This is a genomic window from Escherichia sp. MAL-1, assembly GCF_052948035.1.
This window is the reverse complement of the sequence record NZ_CM129609.1, coordinates 691,320-708,229: the sequence shown is the minus strand read 5'-3', so window position 1 is coordinate 708,229 and position 16,910 is coordinate 691,320. Positions and strand designations below refer to the sequence as shown.

The 16,910-nt window shown below is 47.7% G+C and carries 17 protein-coding genes, 4 pseudogenes and 1 riboswitch; of the genes and pseudogenes, 13 read left to right on the top strand and 8 right to left on the bottom strand.

Annotated features, from left to right (window positions below):
* Window positions 1–24: 24 nt before the first annotated feature.
* Together ACU8XX_RS03480 and ACU8XX_RS03475 are read left to right on the top strand one after the other, a co-directional pair.
* On the top strand, window positions 25–696 hold the full coding sequence (locus ACU8XX_RS03480) for a DUF1190 family protein (protein ID WP_000831543.1): 672 nt from the start codon (window positions 25–27) through the stop codon (window positions 694–696).
* A 5-nt stretch (window positions 697–701) separates the two neighbouring features.
* Window positions 702–1,862 carry a glutathionylspermidine synthase family protein gene (locus ACU8XX_RS03475; RefSeq protein ID WP_000442860.1) on the top strand — a complete coding sequence of 387 codons (1,161 nt, stop codon included), beginning with the start codon at window positions 702–704 and terminating at the stop codon, window positions 1,860–1,862.
* A 37-nt stretch (window positions 1,863–1,899) separates the two neighbouring features.
* Here the strand turns inward: ACU8XX_RS03475 and ygiD are convergent, their stop codons facing one another.
* A complete protein-coding gene (gene ygiD / locus ACU8XX_RS03470) occupies window positions 1,900–2,688 on the bottom strand; it encodes a 4,5-DOPA-extradiol-dioxygenase (RefSeq protein WP_001320780.1) in 789 nt (262 codons plus the stop codon).
* Window positions 2,689–2,830: 142 nt separating this feature from the next.
* On the opposite strand from ygiD, the gene zupT reads away from it, so the two are divergent.
* A complete protein-coding gene (gene zupT / locus ACU8XX_RS03465) occupies window positions 2,831–3,604 on the top strand; it encodes a zinc transporter ZupT (RefSeq protein WP_001295627.1) in 774 nt (257 codons plus the stop codon).
* Window positions 3,605–3,661: 57 nt separating this feature from the next.
* On the opposite strand, the gene yqiD is transcribed toward zupT, so the two are convergent.
* Both yqiD and ribB read right to left on the bottom strand, forming a co-directional pair.
* On the bottom strand, window positions 3,662–3,832 hold the full coding sequence (gene yqiD, locus ACU8XX_RS03460) for a protein YqiD (RefSeq protein ID WP_000469266.1): 171 nt from the start codon (window positions 3,830–3,832) through the stop codon (window positions 3,662–3,664).
* 260 nt (window positions 3,833–4,092) lie between these two features.
* Complete coding sequence (ribB, locus tag ACU8XX_RS03455; RefSeq protein ID WP_001076997.1) at window positions 4,093–4,746, bottom strand: 3,4-dihydroxy-2-butanone-4-phosphate synthase; 654 nt, start codon at window positions 4,744–4,746, stop codon at window positions 4,093–4,095.
* Between the two features lie 103 nt (window positions 4,747–4,849).
* Window positions 4,850–4,998, bottom strand: a riboswitch (FMN riboswitch).
* Between the two features lie 121 nt (window positions 4,999–5,119).
* Between ribB and ubiK the strand changes: the two genes are divergently transcribed.
* The 3 genes and pseudogenes from ubiK (at window position 5,120) to ACU8XX_RS03440 (ending at window position 6,661) form a co-directional block, all read left to right on the top strand.
* On the top strand, window positions 5,120–5,410 hold the full coding sequence (gene ubiK, locus ACU8XX_RS03450; RefSeq protein ID WP_001295626.1) for a ubiquinone biosynthesis accessory factor UbiK: 291 nt from the start codon (window positions 5,120–5,122) through the stop codon (window positions 5,408–5,410).
* A gap of 283 nt (window positions 5,411–5,693) precedes the next feature.
* Window positions 5,694–5,909, top strand: a pseudogene (locus ACU8XX_RS03445) (fimbrial protein); the annotation flags it as partial.
* A gap of 54 nt (window positions 5,910–5,963) precedes the next feature.
* A protein-coding gene (locus tag ACU8XX_RS03440; RefSeq protein WP_103215986.1) for an IS1-like element IS1A family transposase occupies window positions 5,964–6,661 on the top strand; the annotation gives its coding sequence in 2 pieces (ribosomal slippage) (window positions 5,964–6,213 and window positions 6,213–6,661; 699 coding nt in all).
* 15 nt (window positions 6,662–6,676) lie between these two features.
* Here ACU8XX_RS03440 and ACU8XX_RS03435 read toward each other — a convergent pair.
* From ACU8XX_RS03435 to ACU8XX_RS03425, 3 genes and pseudogenes are all read right to left on the bottom strand, one after another.
* Window positions 6,677–8,017: pseudogene (locus ACU8XX_RS03435) on the bottom strand (fimbria/pilus outer membrane usher protein); the annotation flags it as partial.
* A gap of 59 nt (window positions 8,018–8,076) precedes the next feature.
* A pseudogene (locus tag ACU8XX_RS03430) lies at window positions 8,077–8,421 on the bottom strand (fimbrial-like protein); the annotation flags it as partial.
* A gap of 16 nt (window positions 8,422–8,437) precedes the next feature.
* A protein-coding gene (locus ACU8XX_RS03425; RefSeq protein ID WP_239804015.1) for an IS1-like element IS1A family transposase occupies window positions 8,438–9,135 on the bottom strand; the annotation gives its coding sequence in 2 pieces (ribosomal slippage) (window positions 8,438–8,886 and window positions 8,886–9,135; 699 coding nt in all).
* Between the two features lie 56 nt (window positions 9,136–9,191).
* Between ACU8XX_RS03425 and ACU8XX_RS03420 the strand changes: the two are divergent.
* From ACU8XX_RS03420 to ACU8XX_RS03410, 3 genes and pseudogenes are all read left to right on the top strand, one after another.
* A pseudogene (locus ACU8XX_RS03420) lies at window positions 9,192–10,013 on the top strand (fimbria/pilus outer membrane usher protein); the annotation flags it as partial.
* Window positions 10,014–10,034: 21 nt separating this feature from the next.
* The gene (locus tag ACU8XX_RS03415) at window positions 10,035–10,784 is read left to right on the top strand and encodes a fimbrial biogenesis chaperone (protein WP_001484953.1); all 750 of its coding nucleotides are present in this window, start codon (window positions 10,035–10,037) and stop codon (window positions 10,782–10,784) included.
* Window position 10,785: 1 nt separating this feature from the next.
* Window positions 10,786–11,850, top strand: coding sequence for a fimbrial protein (locus ACU8XX_RS03410; RefSeq protein ID WP_032238262.1), 1,065 nt, complete (start codon window positions 10,786–10,788; stop codon window positions 11,848–11,850).
* Between the two features lie 42 nt (window positions 11,851–11,892).
* Here the strand turns inward: ACU8XX_RS03410 and glgS are convergent, their stop codons facing one another.
* On the bottom strand, window positions 11,893–12,093 hold the full coding sequence (gene glgS / locus ACU8XX_RS03405) for a cell surface composition regulator GlgS (protein ID WP_000350095.1): 201 nt from the start codon (window positions 12,091–12,093) through the stop codon (window positions 11,893–11,895).
* A 268-nt stretch (window positions 12,094–12,361) separates the two neighbouring features.
* On the opposite strand from glgS, the gene ACU8XX_RS03400 reads away from it, so the two are divergent.
* From ACU8XX_RS03400 to ibsE, 4 genes are all read left to right on the top strand, one after another.
* Window positions 12,362–12,991 (top strand): OB-fold-containig protein, encoded by a 630-nt coding sequence (locus ACU8XX_RS03400; protein ID WP_000599926.1) that lies wholly within the window; start codon window positions 12,362–12,364, stop codon window positions 12,989–12,991.
* 26 nt (window positions 12,992–13,017) lie between these two features.
* Window positions 13,018–14,679, top strand: coding sequence for a flotillin family protein (locus ACU8XX_RS03395; RefSeq protein ID WP_001311137.1), 1,662 nt, complete (start codon window positions 13,018–13,020; stop codon window positions 14,677–14,679).
* Window positions 14,680–14,919: 240 nt separating this feature from the next.
* A complete protein-coding gene (locus tag ACU8XX_RS03390; RefSeq protein ID WP_001387081.1) occupies window positions 14,920–14,979 on the top strand; it encodes a type I toxin-antitoxin system Ibs family toxin in 60 nt (19 codons plus the stop codon).
* Window positions 14,980–15,294: 315 nt separating this feature from the next.
* Window positions 15,295–15,354, top strand: a complete 60-nt coding sequence (ibsE, locus tag ACU8XX_RS03385) for a type I toxin-antitoxin system Ibs family toxin (protein WP_001387082.1) — start codon at window positions 15,295–15,297, stop codon at window positions 15,352–15,354.
* A gap of 119 nt (window positions 15,355–15,473) precedes the next feature.
* Here the strand turns inward: ibsE and hldE are convergent, their stop codons facing one another.
* Window positions 15,474–16,907, bottom strand: coding sequence for a bifunctional D-glycero-beta-D-manno-heptose-7-phosphate kinase/D-glycero-beta-D-manno-heptose 1-phosphate adenylyltransferase HldE (gene hldE / locus ACU8XX_RS03380; RefSeq protein WP_000869178.1), 1,434 nt, complete (start codon window positions 16,905–16,907; stop codon window positions 15,474–15,476).
* Between the last annotated feature and the right edge of the window lie 3 nt (window positions 16,908–16,910).

Sequence of the window (16,910 nt, the reverse complement as noted above, 5' to 3'; positions counted from 1 at the left end):
TACCACTGGTCCCGGAAGACAAAAATGAAACGGACAAAATCCATACGCCACGCATCGTTCCGCAAAAACTGGAGCGCACGCCATCTGACACCAGTCGCTCTCGCGGTTGCCACTGTTTTTATGCTGGCTGGCTGTGAAAAGAGTGATGAAACAGTGTCTCTCTATCAAAATGCTGACGACTGTTCAGCTGCAAACCCAGGCAAAAGCGCCGAATGTACCACCGCGTACAACAATGCGCTGAAAGAAGCCGAACGTACTGCGCCGAAATACGCCACCCGTGAAGACTGTGTTGCTGAATTTGGTGAAGGTCAGTGCCAGCAGGCACCAGCCCAGGCTGGCATGGCACCAGAAAACCAGGCGCAGGCCCAGCAATCCAGCGGGAGTTTCTGGATGCCGCTGATGGCCGGTTACATGATGGGGCGTCTGATGGGCGGCGGCGCGGGATTTGCACAGCAGCCGCTGTTCTCCTCGAAAAACCCAGCCAGTCCGGCTTACGGTAAATATACCGACGCGACGGGTAAAAACTATGGCGCAGCCCAGCCAGGCCGCACCATGACCGTACCGAAGACGGCAATGGCACCAAAACCGGCGACCACCACTACCGTTACCCGTGGCGGTTTTGGTGAATCTGTTGCCAAACAAAGCACTATGCAGCGTAGTGCAACCGGTACCTCTTCTCGTTCAATGGGTGGCTGATACCGATGGAAAGAGTCAGTATTACCGAGCGCCCGGACTGGCGTGAGAAAGCCCACGAATACGGTTTCAATTTTCACACCATGTACGGCGAGCCGTACTGGTGTGAAGATGCTTACTACAAGTTGACCCTCGCCCAGGTTGAAAAGCTGGAAGAAGTCACCGCCGAACTGCACCAGATGTGCCTGAAAGTGGTGGAAAAAGTGATCGCCAGCGATGAGCTGATGACCAAATTCCGCATTCCAAAACACACCTGGAGTTTTGTGCGCCAGTCATGGCTGACGCACCAGCCATCGCTTTATTCGCGTCTTGATCTGGCGTGGGATGGCACTGGCGAACCTAAACTTCTGGAAAATAACGCCGATACGCCAACGTCACTATACGAGGCGGCGTTCTTTCAGTGGATCTGGCTGGAAGATCAGCTTAACGCCGGTAACTTGCCGGAGGGCAGCGACCAGTTTAACAGTCTGCAAGAAAAACTGATCGATCGCTTCGTTGAGTTGCGTGAACAGTATGGCTTCCAGTTGCTGCATCTCACCTGCTGTCGCGACACGGTGGAAGATCGCGGAACCATTCAGTATTTGCAGGACTGCGCGACGGAAGCTGAAATCGCTACCGAGTTCCTCTACATTGACGATATCGGTTTAGGCGAAAAAGGTCAGTTCACGGATTTACAGGATCAGGTTATTTCCAACCTGTTCAAGCTGTATCCGTGGGAGTTTATGCTGCGTGAGATGTTCTCCACCAAGCTGGAGGATGCAGGCGTACGCTGGCTGGAACCGGCGTGGAAGAGCATTATCTCCAACAAGGCACTTCTACCGCTGTTGTGGGAGATGTTCCCGAATCACCCGAACCTGCTGCCCGCTTATTTTGCGGAAGATGATCATCCGCAAATGGAAAAATATGTGGTTAAGCCGATCTTCTCCCGTGAAGGCGCAAACGTGTCGATCATTGAGAACGGCAAAACCATTGAAGCAGCGGAAGGTCCGTATGGCGAAGAAGGAATGATTGTTCAGCAATTCCACCCGTTACCGAAATTCGGCGACAGCTATATGCTGATTGGTAGCTGGCTGGTGAACGATCAACCCGCCGGAATTGGCATTCGTGAAGACCGTGCATTGATCACCCAGGATATGTCTCGGTTTTATCCACATATTTTTGTTGAATAAGCCACGATACCGGATGGCACTCGCCATCCGGTAATTGTTAGCCTATCTGCACCGACAGCATACTCAGGCTGCCCATTTCTATACCCTCAACCGGAATGGTAATTGGCTCCTGCCCATCCCACGCACCTAACACATACAACAACGGCAAATAATGCTCTGGCGTTGGGTTCGATAACGTGCCACCTTCATGGTCGAGGTAATTCACCAGAGGATGTTGTTCCACTGGCCCTTGCCACGTCAGATTCGCTTTCACATACTCATTAAACGACGTCGCCCACGGATACGGTGAACTATCACCGTGCCACTTCACTGTGCGCAGGTTATGCACCACGTTACCGCTGGCGACCAACATTATTCCTTCATCTCGCAGCGCTGCCAGTTTGCGCCCCATTTCGAAATGCCAGGCGGCAGGTTTGCTACTGTCGATACTCAACTGCACCATCGGGATATCAGCGTCAGGATACATCTTAATCAGCACGCCCCACGAGCCGTGGTCAAAGCCCCAGGCTTCTTTATCCAGCGTCACCGGGATCGGCGCTAACAGCTCAACCAGACGCTGTGCCAGCGCAGGCGAACCCGGAGCAGGATAATGCGTATCGTACAGCGCCTGCGGGAAGCCACCAAAGTCATGAATCGTGGGCGGCGTCTCCATCGCGGTCACTCCTGTTCCACGGGTAAACCAGTGAGCCGAAACCACCACAATCGCTTGCGGGCGTGGCAATGTCATCCCCAACTTCTGCCAGCTGCGGGTATACAAATTATCTTCCAGCACGTTCATCGGACTACCGTGACCTAAAAACAATGCTGGCATACGTGTTGAAGACATGATGATATCCTTAACTAAAGGTGTCATTTTGATATCCTCACAATACGCTTGTTCGGCGGAGTAAGAACCCGGATAACAATGATGATGATCATCAGTTATTTTGACGATCTGCCTGAAGGTGAAGATTTATAAGGAGTTGTCGATGTCAGTACCTCTCATTCTGACCATACTGGCGGGGGCAGCCACGTTTATTGGCGCGTTTCTCGGCGTTCTCGGGCAAAAACCCTCGAACCGCTTACTGGCGTTTTCGCTAGGTTTTGCGGCGGGGATCATGTTGCTCATCTCATTAATGGAAATGCTTCCTGCCGCACTAGCAGCTGAAGGAATGTCGCCTGTGTTGGGTTATGGAATGTTTATCTTCGGTCTGCTTGGCTATTTTGGCCTGGACCGCATGTTGCCACATGCTCATCCGCAGGATTTAATGCAAAAATCGGTGCAGCCGTTGCCAAAATCGATCAAGCGCACAGCCATTCTGCTCACTCTCGGCATCAGTCTGCATAACTTCCCGGAAGGGATTGCCACCTTTGTCACGGCGAGCAGCAACCTGGAGCTGGGATTTGGCATCGCACTGGCCGTCGCGTTGCACAATATTCCTGAAGGTCTGGCGGTTGCAGGCCCGGTTTATGCAGCAACGGGTTCTAAACGCACGGCAATTCTGTGGGCGGGGATTTCTGGATTGGCAGAAATTCTTGGTGGTGTGCTGGCGTGGTTAATCCTCGGTAGCATGATTTCCCCGGTGGTCATGGCGGCAATCATGGCGGCGGTTGCAGGAATTATGGTGGCGCTCTCGGTTGATGAATTAATGCCGCTCGCCAAAGAGATTGACCCTAATAATAACCCCAGCTATGGCGTACTATGTGGAATGTCAGTGATGGGATTCAGTTTAGTGCTGCTACAAACGGCGGGAATTGGTTAAAAACAACATCAGAAGTTGTCCAGCACATGGACAACTTCTGCCAGCTTCACGAAAGCCTTATTCTACCTTTTCGGCTGTCTCTTCTCTCGTACTGTTTAAGTATTTGTTCCGCGCTTCAAGCAGTGCGTCTCTGTCCTGGCGAAACGCCCGACAATAACGTTTCAAATGCAGGAAATAACCCACCACAACCAGAGCAATCAATACAATCCAGTACCAGGCGATAAACATCCTTTTACCCTTAATATTTAACAATACTAAACATTTAGCGCATAAATTTCACATATCCTTTTTCGGATATATTCATATGGTCGCATAATAACGGAACAATTATATGATTTTGATCATAATGAAAAAGAATGCCTGATATTAATGAAATTTTCTCATAGAAAGAGAAGCGGAATTAACATCTTGCATAGCGGGGCAAAATAAAAACCGAAGCCAGCTACAACTTCGGTTTCTTGATTAAGGCAGTAATTAAGCAGCGGTTTTCAGCTGGCTTTACGCTCATGTGCCTGACGGTATGCCACCAGGTCTTCAATAGTCACGAGCGCCATATTGTGTTTATTGGCAAACTCAATGCACTCTGGTGCACGCGCCATCGTGCCATCGTCATTAGTCAGCTCACACAGCACACCAGCCGGTTTAAAGCCTGCCAGCGTCATCAAATCAATAGTCGCTTCAGTATGACCGCCACGCGTCAGTACACCACCTGCCTGCGCGCGAAGTGGGAAAACGTGGCCCGGGCGATTCAGATCAGAAGGTTTTGCGCCATCGGCAATCGCTGCGCGAACGGTCGTAATACGATCAGCGGCAGAAACACCGGTAGTCACACCTTCAGCCGCTTCAATGGTCACGGTAAAACCGGTGCCATAGGCGCTGGTGTTATTTTCTACCATCATTGGCAGATCAAGTTGTTTACGGCGATCTTCAGTGATGCACAGGCAAACAATACCGCTACCGTGGCGAATGGTCAGCGCCATCTGCTCAACGGTCATGGTTTCTGCCGGGAAGATCATATCGCCTTCGTTTTCACGGTCTTCATCATCAAGCACCATTACACCGCGTCCTTCACGCAGCGCAGCCAGTGCATTTTCAACACGTTCGAAAGGCGTACCAAAAGAGGAAAGTAGCGTCTGATTCATGGTAAAAAAACCTCACTAAAATTATGGTTACCAGAATCAGGGCAGTCTTAGGAGTGGCGGCATATAGCCAAAATAACGTGAGCGGGTCCATGCCCGACAGAATCGTTACTCTCTCCCATCCGGACTCTAACCGTCGGCCCCGGAATTACACCGGATCTGCTGTCCTTTGAGTTCGCACCCAAAGCGCTCGCGGGCTTTCAACTGAGTTGATTTACCGCCGGTGGGGAATTTCGCCCCGCCCTGAGAATAAGCGGATTCACTATAACGCTAATGATTAGCGGCAGCAACGCATAGCTTCACATAATTCTGGTTTATGACTTACCCTTATCGCACTACAATGGCACTCAACACCTATCAGTACAGGGAAACTACAATGATTGACCCGAAAAAAATTGAGCAAATCGCTCGCCAGGTTCACGAATCAATGCCTAAAGGAATCAGGGAGTTCGGGGAAGATGTGGAGAAAAAAATCCGCCAAACCCTACAAGCGCAGCTGACGCGCCTCGACCTTGTAAGCCGTGAAGAGTTCGACGTCCAAACGCAAGTCCTGTTACGGACTCGTGAAAAACTGGCGCTGCTTGAACAAAGAATCAGCGAACTGGAAAATCGCAGTACTGAGATCAAAAAGCAGCCAGATCCAGAGACTCTCCCCCCAACGCTGTAAACATTTGTCTTTAATGCACTGTAAATTATGAATTAATCCTCTAATTTACAGTGTTTTCTATTACATTATCGCTTAATCCCATTCAGAGTATCATCACAAAAATGAATGATTGCAATTGAAAATATAATTGTTATGTATTCTTTAAGTTTTACTTAATCGATATTTAGATAAACTAATTTTATAAAAATCACAAAACAAAATATAATATTTTAATGATTGGTAGTCCTTAAATAACAGTTACTAATCATTCTCTTTTTTACTTATCTTTATATAAAGGAATATTATGTCTGCTTTTAAAAAGTCACTTCTTGTTGCTGGTGTAGCAATGATTCTTTCCAATAACGTGTTTGCTGATGAAGGTCACGGTATTGTTAAATTTAAAGGTGAAGTTATCTCTGCTCCATGTTCTATTAAACCAGGTGACGAAGATTTAACTGTAAATCTGGGTGAAGTAGCAGATACCGTACTGAAAAGCGATCAGAAATCTTTGGCAGAACCGGTGATGCTGCCAACTTACTGATTTAGTGTATGATGGTGTTTTTGAGGTGCTCCAGTGGCTTCTGTTTCTATCAGCTGTCCCTCCTGTTCAGCTACTGACGGGGTGGTGCGTAACGGCAAAAGCACCGCCGGACATCAGCGCTATCTCTGCTCTCACTGCCGTAAAACATGGCAACTGCAGTTCACTTACACCGCTTCTCAACCCGGTACGCACCAGAAAATCATTGATATGGCCATGAATGGCGTTGGATGCCGGGCAACAGCCCGCATTATGGGCGTTGGCCTCAACACGATTTTACGTCACTTAAAAAACTCAGGCCGCAGTCGGTAACCTCGCGCATACAGCCGGGCAGTGACGTCATCGTCTGCGCGGAAATGGACGAACAGTGGGGCTATGTCGGGGCTAAATCGCGCCAGCGCTGGCTGTTTTACGCGTATGACAGGCTCCGGAAGACGGTTGTTGCGCACGTATTCGGTGAACGCACTATGGCGACGCTGGGGCGTCTTATGAGCCTGCTGTCACCCTTTGACGTGGTGATATGGATGACGGATGGCTGGCCGCTGTATGAATCCCGCCTGAAGGGAAAGCTGCACGTAATCAGCAAGCGATATACGCAGCGAATTGAGCGGCATAACCTGAATCTGAGGCAGCACCTGGCACGGCTGGGACGGAAGTCGCTGTCGTTCTCAAAATCGGTGGAGCTGCATGACAAAGTCATCGGGCATTATCTGAACATAAAACACTATCAATAAGTTGGAGTCATTACCGTTAGCGCGGTAGCTATAACCCGTTTCTTTATCCTGATTATGCAACTGAGCATCAGATCGTGTGACATCAAAAGATAATGAACCCAATGAGTTAAGGTTAAAGCCAACGCCGGCAGCCAGAGATTGATAATCACGGTTTGTTAAAACTGAACCACCATACAGGGATACATTGTTCAGCCAACCCCATGAGAATTCACCAGTCCAGAAGAAGGGTTGTTGTAAGGAATCACCACCAACGCTGGTCGGTTTACCCATAGCAGTGGTGTAGCGAATCTGCCCTTTACGCGTCAGATAAGGAATACTATTAGATGCAACTTGCCATTGCGTGACTTGCCCGTCCTCTTCTTCAACCTTGACGTCCAGTTGCCCCTGTAATGTATTGAATAAATTAGTAATAGCAAATGGGCCAGGAGGAACATTTTCTTGATAAATAATACGGTTGTTCTGTGAGACAGTGACCTTTGCATTCGTTTGTGCAACACCCGTGATTTGCGGTGCGTAACCACGTAGATCAGGCGGCAACATATTCTCATCGCTTTTCAACGAAACGCCAGAAAAATGGAAAGAGTCGAAAATAGAGGATTCAGTATCGTATTGACCTATAGTTAGTTTTGCATTAATTGCTGGGATTGGGCGAAACAAATAAATACGCGGAAAATCCAGGTTGTTCGCCTGGCTTTTGCCATTGTTAAATGACTGATCGTACTGGTAATCAGTACGCAGGCGCCAGGCCCCAAGATTAACCCCAGCCTGCCCATAGGAACTTATATTTTGCGAATTATCGCCCTGATGTGGTGCATAATGAGAGGCATATAAATTGTAGTCAAGAAATGCCCCAGCAATACCATGATCCCAAAGTTCAGGAGGCGTCCAGTTTGCATCTTTGTATTTTAACCATGCCTGAGGTGCAGATATGGATAATTGCATTTTCCCTTTATCGAGATAAGTTGTAATTTGTTTTTCTTTTTCGATAGGGTAACAACCATCGATCAGGGTTTGCTGAGTTTTTTCAATGAATTCATCAGTAAATCCTAATAATGTTAATTGCTCTGGTGTCACGCAAACTGCAGTTAGGTTATCAATTAATACCCATTGGAGGTCAAGGTGGATTGGCGTCCTCTTATTATTAATCAGAGTGCTTAGTGAATATTTGCCGACGGGTAATTGGCCATCAGTTTCAAATTGGGAAAGGTTAACGTTTTCACGATCTTCGGCTTCGATTAAATCTTTGTTGAATTCAACGGCATAAGCTGACGCACAACCAATGATGATAACGGATAATGAACAATAAATATTTTTAATCAATTCGCTTATTGTGGTTAATTTTAATTTTTTATACATCTGATCCACTTATCATTAATCCGTTAATGATGTGGCCGGGTGAACCCGGCCAAATGCGATTACTCGTAAGCAATCTTGTAGTCAGCCTGAGCGTAAACGTTGCCCGGGGTGGCATCTTTGCTTGGGGATTCCATACGAGCTTTGAAATTCAGTTCCTGATAGCTGTTGGTATTGTTGAACGTAATTACTACCGGAGTACCTAAAGTTACTTCGCCGCTCTGGCTGTCCAGAATACGTACGCCAACGCCAGTGGCGCCGCCGATTTCAGTTTCTTTGGTATTTTTCAGAAGATCAGACTGACCCGTCATGGTATTTGCTGTAGTGAAAGTAACCTTCGCTTTTGAATAAGTAGTTCCACCCTGACTCAGCATGCAGTCCTGCAGGTGAATAGTGAAAGGTTCTGCCGGTAATGACTCCAACTTATTGATAGTGTTTTATGTTCAGATAATGCCCGATGACTTTGTCATGCAGCTCCACCGATTTTGAGAACGACAGCGACTTCCGTCCCAGCCGTGCCAGGTGCTGCCTCAGATTCAGGTTATGCCGCTCAATTCGCTGCGTATATCGCTTGCTGATTACGTGCAGCTTTCCCTTCAGGCGGAATTCATACAGCGGCCAGCCATCCGTCATCCATATCACCACGTCAAAGGGTGACAGCAGGCTCATAAGACGCCCCAGCGTCGCCATAGTGCGTTCACCGAATACGTGCGCAACAACCGTCTTCCGGAGCCTGTCATACGCGTAAAACAGCCAGCGCTGGCGCGATTTAGCCCCGACATAGCCCCACTGTTCGTCCATTTCCGCGCAGACGATGACGTCACTGCCCGGCTGTATGCGCGAGGTTACCGACTGCGGCCTGAGTTTTTTAAGTGACGTAAAATCGTGTTGAGGCCAACGCCCATAATGCGGGCTGTTGCCCGGCATCCAACGCCATTCATGGCCATATCAATGATTTTCTGGTGCGTACCGGGTTGAGAAGCGGTGTAAGTGAACTGCAGTTGCCATGTTTTACGGCAGTGAGAGCAGAGATAGCGCTGATGTCCGGCGGTGCTTTTGCCGTTACGCACCACCCCGTCAGTAGCTGAACAGGAGGGACAGCTGATAGAAACAGAAGCCACTGGAGCACCTCAAAAACACCATCATACACTAAATCAGTAAGTTGGCAGCATCACCGGATCAACTGTACCTAAATATTTCAATTCCCTGGGGAACCAGTAGAACATTGAGCTATGGTATGCAACGAAATCAGGATAACAAGATTTCGCATACTGCTTCGTGGTATGACTCTTCCGATCGAAATAATTCCTGGAGCGTTTCTGCTTCAGGCGACAATGACGAATTTAAAGATATGGAGGCGTCACTGCGCGCCAGTTATCAGCATAATACCGAGAACGGTCGTCTCTATCTCTCCGGTACATCACAGCGGGACAGCTACTATTCTCTGAATGCCAGTTGGAACGGTTCATTCACTGCAACTCGCCACGGCGCCGCTTTCCATGACTATAGTGGTAGTGCTGACTCGCGTTTAATGATCGACGCAGACGGCGCTGAAGATATTCCGTTGAATAATAAACGCGCGGTAACTAATCGTTATGGCATCGGAGTTATTCCATCAGTCAGCAGTTACATAACAACATCATTAAGCGTTGACACCCGAAATCTGCCAGAAAATGTGGATATCGAAAACTCGGTTATCACCACCACCTTAACCGAAGGTGCTATTGGCTACGCCAAACTTGATACCCGCAAGGGCTATCAAATCATGGGGGTTATTCGCCTGGCAGATGGTAGTCACCCACCACTGGGGATTAGCGTAAAAGATGAAACCAGCCACAAAGAATTAGGACTTGTTGCTGATGGCGGCTTTGTATACCTCAACGGCATTCAAGATGACAGCAAAATTACTTTACACTGGGGTGACAAATCTTGTTTTATTCAACCCCCCAATAGCAGCAACTTAACCACCGGAACGGTTATTTTACCGTGTATTAGCTAAAATTAATTCAGGATGAAACTAATGCGCTACTTAAATACAAAGAATATCATTGCAGCAGGAGTATTACTCTCCTGCATGAACAGCATTGCCTGGGGTGCCATCATCCCGGATCGTACCCGTATAATAATGAATGAGTCAGATAAAGGCGAAGCATTAAAACTTACTAATCAAAGTAAAAAACTGCCCTATCTGGCCCAAACATGGATAGAAGATACGAAAGGCAATAAATCTCGTGACTTTATTGTTACGGTTCCTCCTATGGTGCGTTTAAATCCCAATGAGCAAATTCAGATTAGAATGATAACTCAGGAAAAAATTGCTCAACTTCCTAAGGACAGAGAAACTCTGTTCTATTTTAACGTGCGAGAAATACCGCCAAAAACAGATAAAAAAAATGTGATGCAAGTGACTATGCAGCACGCTTTGAAATTATTCTGGCGGCCAAAAGCCATTGAGTTAGAAGACGATGGGGTAATGACTTACGAAAAAGTTGAAATCATCCGTAGAAATGATGGTTCGATCCGCTTTAACAATAAAATGCCTTATCACGTTACGCTGGGTTATATCGGAACAAATGGGGTCACGATGTTACCGCAAACGCAAAGCTTAATGGTCCTCCCTTTTAGCCATGCAGATACGCAGTTTAAAAATGTTCCATCAACTTTTCAGGTTGGTTATATCAATGATTTTGGTGGCTTAAGTTTTTATGAAATAAACTGCCCAACAGTGAATAATTCTTGTAATGTTTCCGTAGCCAAACGAGATAAATAAAATGTGCTACTTATTAACTGTAATTGCATTTATTATGGGTTTTAGTGCGTTACCTGTATGGGCGATGAACTGCTATGCTGAACATGAAGGGGGGAATACCGTAGTCATAGGCTACGTACCAAGAATTGCTATCCCCAGCGATGGTAAAAAAGGTGATAAAATCTGGCAAAGCAGTGAATATTTTATGAATGTCTTCTGTAATAATGCACTACCCGCCCCATCACCAGGAGAAGAATACCCATCTGCATGGGTAAATATAATGATGTTGTTAGCATCAGGTCAGGACTTTTATAATCAAAACTCATATACTCTTGGTGTAACCTATAATGGAGTCGATTATGATTCAACCTCCACACGAGCTATCGCAGCACCAGAGTGCATTGATGTTAAAGGCGCAGGGATATACAGTAATACCTATAAAAACCCCGCTGTCTGTAGCGGTGGTCCTGAACCTCAATTGTCAGTAACTTTTCCAGTACGTGTACAGCTGTATATTAAGCTGGCTAAAAATGCTAATAAAGTAAATAAAAAACTTGTATTACCTGACGAATATATCGCCCTGGAGTTTAAAGGTATGAGTGGCACAGGAACTATAGACACAGACAAAAATTTGACCTTCAGAATTCGTGGGTTAAATAATATTCATGTCCTTGACTGCTTTGTTAATGTTGATCTGGAACCAGCTGATGGCGTTGTCGACTTTGGTAAAATAAATTCCCGAACAATTAAAAATACCAGCGTGAGTGAGACGTTTAGCGTAGTCATGACCAAAGATCCGGGTGCGGCCTGTACTGAGCAGTTTAATATTTTAGGGAGTTTTTTCACTACGGATATTTTGAGTGATTATAGCCATCTGGATATAGGTAATGGTCTGCTATTGAAGATATTTCATAACGATGGAACAGCAACGGAATTTAACCGCTTCTCACAATTTGCTTCTTTTTCATCGTCTAGTGCGCCTTCGGTCACCGCACCATTCAGGGCAGAACTGAGTGCGAACCCGGCAGAAACGGTTGTTGAGGGACCGTTTAGTAAAGACGTAATCCTGAAAATCACCTATAACTAGTATCTAATACAAACACTAAAACGGGCCATCAGGCCCGTTATATCAGTGCTCTAACTCCAGCTCTCTTGCCTGCATCATCTGTTGACAATACCAGGCATAACGTGCGCAAAACCAGGTTCTATGTTCTTCATCCATGTTACCAGTAACGGCCAGAATATCGACCGGGCGACCTTCTGCGTGCATTCTGGCAAAACTACGCGCCAGGAAATCGAAATTATTTAAAGAATTAAGACTATGATCCATAAGCACATCCTCCGGTTATCGCATACCTTTTAAGGCCATATGCTTTTTCTGATTTCAGTATTCCCCAATCAGTGTAGTGCCTTTAAACATAACGTGCGTAAATATATTGTCCCCGATCACACTTTTTAGTGAAAAATAAAAAACCATATTAAAAGACTTTCTCTTCCAGAACTTCTCTAACCTGTGTTATTATTAACACAGATAAATGTAAGCAAGGAAACTATTACAAAGTAAATATTGCGTCACTAAATGGACATTGGAGTGATATATGATTTTATTCGCCGACTATAACACCCCTTATCTTTTCGCTATTTCCTTTGTACTGTTGATCGGCCTGTTAGAAATTTTTGCGCTTATCTGCGGTCACATGCTCTCCGGTGCTCTTGATGCACATCTTGACCATTATGATTCTATAACCACAGGTCATATTAGCCAGGCACTTCATTATCTCAATATTGGAAGATTGCCAGCTCTCGTCGTTCTCTGCTTACTGGCTGGTTTTTTTGGTCTTATTGGCATCCTGTTGCAGCATGCCTGCATCATGGTCTGGCAATCACCACTGTCGAACCTGTTCGTGGTTCCTGTCAGTTTACTGTTTACGATTATTGCGGTGCATTATACCGGTAAAATAGTTGCGCCCTGGATTCCACGCGACCATAGTTCAGCTATTACAGAAGAAGAATATATTGGTAGCATGGCGTTAATTACCGGTCATCAAGCCACTTCAGGTAATCCCTGCGAAGGAAAACTCACCGATCAATTTGGCCAAATACATTATTTACTACTGGAGCCTGAAGAAGGAAAAATTTTCACTAAAGGAGACAAAGTGTTAATTATTTGCCGACTTTCTGCAACGCGATATTTGGCGGAAAATAATCCCTGGCCCCAAATATTGTAATTTATTAATCAAAAGGAAATTTAATAATGGATGATATTGTTAATTCTGTGCCCTCCTGGATGTTTACCGCAATTATTGCCGTATGCATTCTGTTTATTATTGGAATTATTTTCGCCAGGCTCTATCGTCGCGCTTCGGCAGAGCAAGCTTTTGTTCGTACTGGTTTAGGTGGGCAAAAAGTGGTAATGAGCGGTGGCGCAATCGTGATGCCGATCTTTCATGAAATAATCCCCATCAATATGAATACTCTGAAGCTGGAAGTCAGCCGCTCAACCATTGATAGCCTGATTACGAAAGATCGTATGCGCGTCGATGTAGTAGTCGCTTTCTTTGTGCGGGTAAAACCTTCAGTAGAAGGGATTGCCACCGCTGCCCAGACGCTGGGGCAACGCACCCTGTCGCCTGAAGACTTACGTATGTTGGTTGAAGATAAATTTGTCGATGCCCTCCGTGCAACAGCTGCGCAAATGACCATGCATGAGTTACAGGATACCCGCGAGAACTTTGTGCAGGGGGTGCAAAATACAGTGGCAGAAGACCTGTCGAAAAACGGTCTGGAACTGGAGAGCGTTTCACTTACCAACTTTAACCAGACCTCGAAAGAACATTTCAATCCGAACAATGCCTTTGACGCCGAAGGTTTAACCAAACTGACTCAGGAAACAGAGCGCCGTCGCCGCGAACGTAACGAAGTTGAACAGGATGTAGAAGTTGCGGTGCGTGAAAAAAATCGCGATGCGCTATCGCGCAAGCTGGAGATTGAACAGCAAGAAGCGTTTATGACGCTTGAGCAGGAGCAGCAGGTTAAAACCCGTACTGCCGAACAGAATGCACGTATTGCGGCTTTTGAAGCTGAACGTCGTCGTGAAGCAGAGCAGACACGAATTCTGGCTGAACGACAGATTCAGGAAACAGAAATCGACCGCGAACAGGCCGTCCGCTCAAGAAAGGTTGAAGCTGAACGTGAAGTTCGCATTAAAGAGATCGAACAGCAGCAGGTCACCGAAATCGCTAACCAGACGAAATCGATCGCTATTGCCGCCAAATCGGAACAACAGTCCCAGGCAGAAGCGCGTGCTAATCTCGCACTTGCAGAAGCGGTAAGCGCCCAACAAAACGTAGAAACCACTCGCCAGACTGCCGAAGCCGATCGTGCTAAACAAGTTGCCCTAATCGCTGCCGCGCAGGATGCAGAAACCAAAGCGGTTGAACTGACCGTGCGGGCGAAAGCAGAAAAAGAAGCCGCAGAGATGCAGGCGGCGGCTATCGTTGAGTTAGCCGAAGCTACACGTAAAAAGGGTCTGGCGGAAGCAGAAGCACAACGTGCGCTGAACGATGCTATCAACGTACTTTCTGATGAACAAACCAGCCTTAAATTCAAACTGGCCTTGTTGCAGGCGCTGCCTGCGGTAATAGAGAAATCCGTTGAGCCGATGAAGTCAATCGACGGTATCAAGATTATTCAGGTCGATGGTCTGAATCGTGGCGGCGCTGCGGGTGATGCAAACACGGGTAATGTGGGGGGCGGAAACCTGGCGGAACAAGCATTATCAGCCGCTCTCTCTTACCGCACACAGGCACCGCTGATTGACTCCTTGCTCAATGAAATTGGCGTTTCAGGCGGCTCACTGGCGGCATTGACTTCACCCTTAACCTCAACAACTCCCGTCGAAGAAAAAGCAGAGTAAACCCTCTTCCAGGAATAATCCCTGGCCCAAAAAGCCGGGGATTTTTTATATCTGCGTTCCGCTAAAAAGTGCAAATGATCAGGTTGTTGCAGCATTTTGCGTGACCGCTCGGGGAAGGCAAAACTGCATCAGAGAAAGCATTGCGTGGGGTCTGGCGCTCATCAACAATCGGGGAGTCAGCAGGGGGCTGAAACGGGAAAGCCCCTCCCGAAGAAGGGGGCCTTACAGAAGGAAAGGGTTATGATGAAGCTCGTCATCATACTGATTGTGTTGTTACTCGTAAGTTTCGCAGCTTATTAACAGCCAATCAGAGGGGGGAGAAATCCTCCCTCACCCTTGTTCCTTTACTTTAGGTTGAAAAAAAATCAGCGTCAAGAAGGTTTCATTAACACATATCCCTGGCCCAAAAAGCCGGGGATTTTTTATATCTGCGTTCCGCTAAAAGGTGCAAATGCTCAGGACGTTGCAGCGTTTTGCGTGACCGCTCGGGGAAGGCAAAATTGCCTCTGGGAAAGCATTGCGCGGGGTCCGGCGCTCATCAACAATCGGGGGGCAGCAAGGGGCTGAAACGGGAAAGCCCCTCCCGAAGAAGGGGCCTTGTATAAGGAAAGGGTTATGATGAAGTTCGTCATCATACTGGTTGTGTTGTTACTGTTAAGTTTCCCGACTTACTAACAACTCATCAGAGGGGGGAGAAATCCTCTCTTACCCTTGTTCCTTTACTCTAGGTTGAAAAAACAACAGCGTCAATAGGCCTGCCATGTACGAAGCGAGATCTGTGAACCGCTTTCCGGTTAGCCTTTTTTATCCTGTTGGATCTTCTTGATGATGTTGGTCGTCGAGCAACCGTCTTCAAAGTTGAGCACCAACACTTCACCACCGTTGGCCCAGACTTCTTTACTCCCGGCAATCTCTTCTGGTTTATAGTCGCCGCCTTTCACCAGCAGATCTGGCAAGATCCCGGCGATCAAGCGCTGCGGCGTGTCCTCTTCAAACGACACTACCCAGTCGACCGCTTCCAGTGCGCCCAGCACAATCATACGCTGTTCGAGTGGGTTTACCGGGCGGGAATCCCCTTTCAGCCGTTTGGTGGAGGCATCGCTGTTGACGGCAACAATCAAGCGGTCACCCAGCTTGCGGGCATTTGCCAGATAAGAGACGTGCCCGGCGTGCAGGATGTCAAAGACACCGTTGGTCATCACCACTTTTTCACCACGTTTACGCGCTGCCGCTACGGCCAGCTTCAGTTCCTCTTCGGTCATCACGCCAAAGCCTGTATCTGCACGTCCACGTACAGCATTTTCCAGCTCGATCGGCGAAACCGTGGAGGTTCCCAGTTTGCCGACCACCACGCCAGCCGCCGCATTGGCAAAGAAGCAGGCTTCTTCCAGCGAATTACCCGCTGCCAGCGTTGCCGCCAGGACGCCAATCACCGTGTCGCCCGCACCGGTAACGTCATACACTTCCTGCGCTTGGGTTGGCATATGCAGCGGCGCTTTACCCGGTTGCAGCAGCGACATACCCTGTTCGGAACGGGTCACTAACAGAGCCGAGAGTTCGTAATCGGCAATCAGTTTCATGCCGCGCTCAACAATCTCTTCTTCGGTCTTACATTTACCGACAACAGCTTCAAATTCCGAGAGATTCGGCGTTAACAGCGTAGCGCCGCGGTAGCGCTCAAAATCGGTACCTTTTGGATCAATCAGCACCGGAACACCCGCTTTACGCGCCAGTTGGATCATCTGCTGTACGCTTGCCAGCGCACCTTTGGCGTAGTCAGAAAGCACCAGCGCGCCAATCGAACTCAGCGCCTGATTAATCCGCTCGTGCAGCGGCTGCGGATCAACACCTTCGAAACCTTCTTCAAAATCCAGACGGATCAGCTGTTGGTTGCGGGAAAGTACCCGTAATTTGGTAATGGTCGGATGCGTCGGTACAGAAACGAAGTCGCATTTGACGTTGACGTCGGCCAGAGATTTACTCAGCGCGCGCGCTGCATCGTCAATGCCCGTCAACCCGACCAGGCGTGCATTAGCACCGAGAGAAGCGATATTCATCGCCACGTTAGCCGCGCCGCCCGGACGTTCTTCGATGGTATTCACTTTAACCACGGGCACCGGCGCTTCCGGCGAGATACGACTGGTGGGGCCGTACCAGTAACGATCCAGCATCACATCACCAACCACCATCACTCCTGCACGTTCAAACTCTGGCAGCGTTACTTTCATTCC

Bases quoted from the DNA above. Each gene is read 5' to 3' on its own strand.
- ACU8XX_RS03480 (WP_000831543.1), top strand. From the start codon at position 25: ATGAAACGGACAAAATCCATACGCCACGCATCGTTCCGCAAAAACTGG.
- ACU8XX_RS03475 (WP_000442860.1), top strand. From the start codon at position 702: ATGGAAAGAGTCAGTATTACCGAGCGCCCGGACTGGCGTGAGAAAGCC.
- ygiD (WP_001320780.1), bottom strand. From the start codon at position 2,688: ATGTCTTCAACACGTATGCCAGCATTGTTTTTAGGTCACGGTAGTCCG.
- zupT (WP_001295627.1), top strand. From the start codon at position 2,831: ATGTCAGTACCTCTCATTCTGACCATACTGGCGGGGGCAGCCACGTTT.
- yqiD (WP_000469266.1), bottom strand. From the start codon at position 3,832: ATGTTTATCGCCTGGTACTGGATTGTATTGATTGCTCTGGTTGTGGTG.
- ribB (WP_001076997.1), bottom strand. From the start codon at position 4,746: ATGAATCAGACGCTACTTTCCTCTTTTGGTACGCCTTTCGAACGTGTT.
- ubiK (WP_001295626.1), top strand. From the start codon at position 5,120: ATGATTGACCCGAAAAAAATTGAGCAAATCGCTCGCCAGGTTCACGAA.
- ACU8XX_RS03415 (WP_001484953.1), top strand. From the start codon at position 10,035: ATGCGCTACTTAAATACAAAGAATATCATTGCAGCAGGAGTATTACTC.
- ACU8XX_RS03410 (WP_032238262.1), top strand. From the start codon at position 10,786: ATGTGCTACTTATTAACTGTAATTGCATTTATTATGGGTTTTAGTGCG.
- glgS (WP_000350095.1), bottom strand. From the start codon at position 12,093: ATGGATCATAGTCTTAATTCTTTAAATAATTTCGATTTCCTGGCGCGT.
- ACU8XX_RS03400 (WP_000599926.1), top strand. From the start codon at position 12,362: ATGATTTTATTCGCCGACTATAACACCCCTTATCTTTTCGCTATTTCC.
- ACU8XX_RS03395 (WP_001311137.1), top strand. From the start codon at position 13,018: ATGGATGATATTGTTAATTCTGTGCCCTCCTGGATGTTTACCGCAATT.
- hldE (WP_000869178.1), bottom strand. From the start codon at position 16,907: ATGAAAGTAACGCTGCCAGAGTTTGAACGTGCAGGAGTGATGGTGGTT.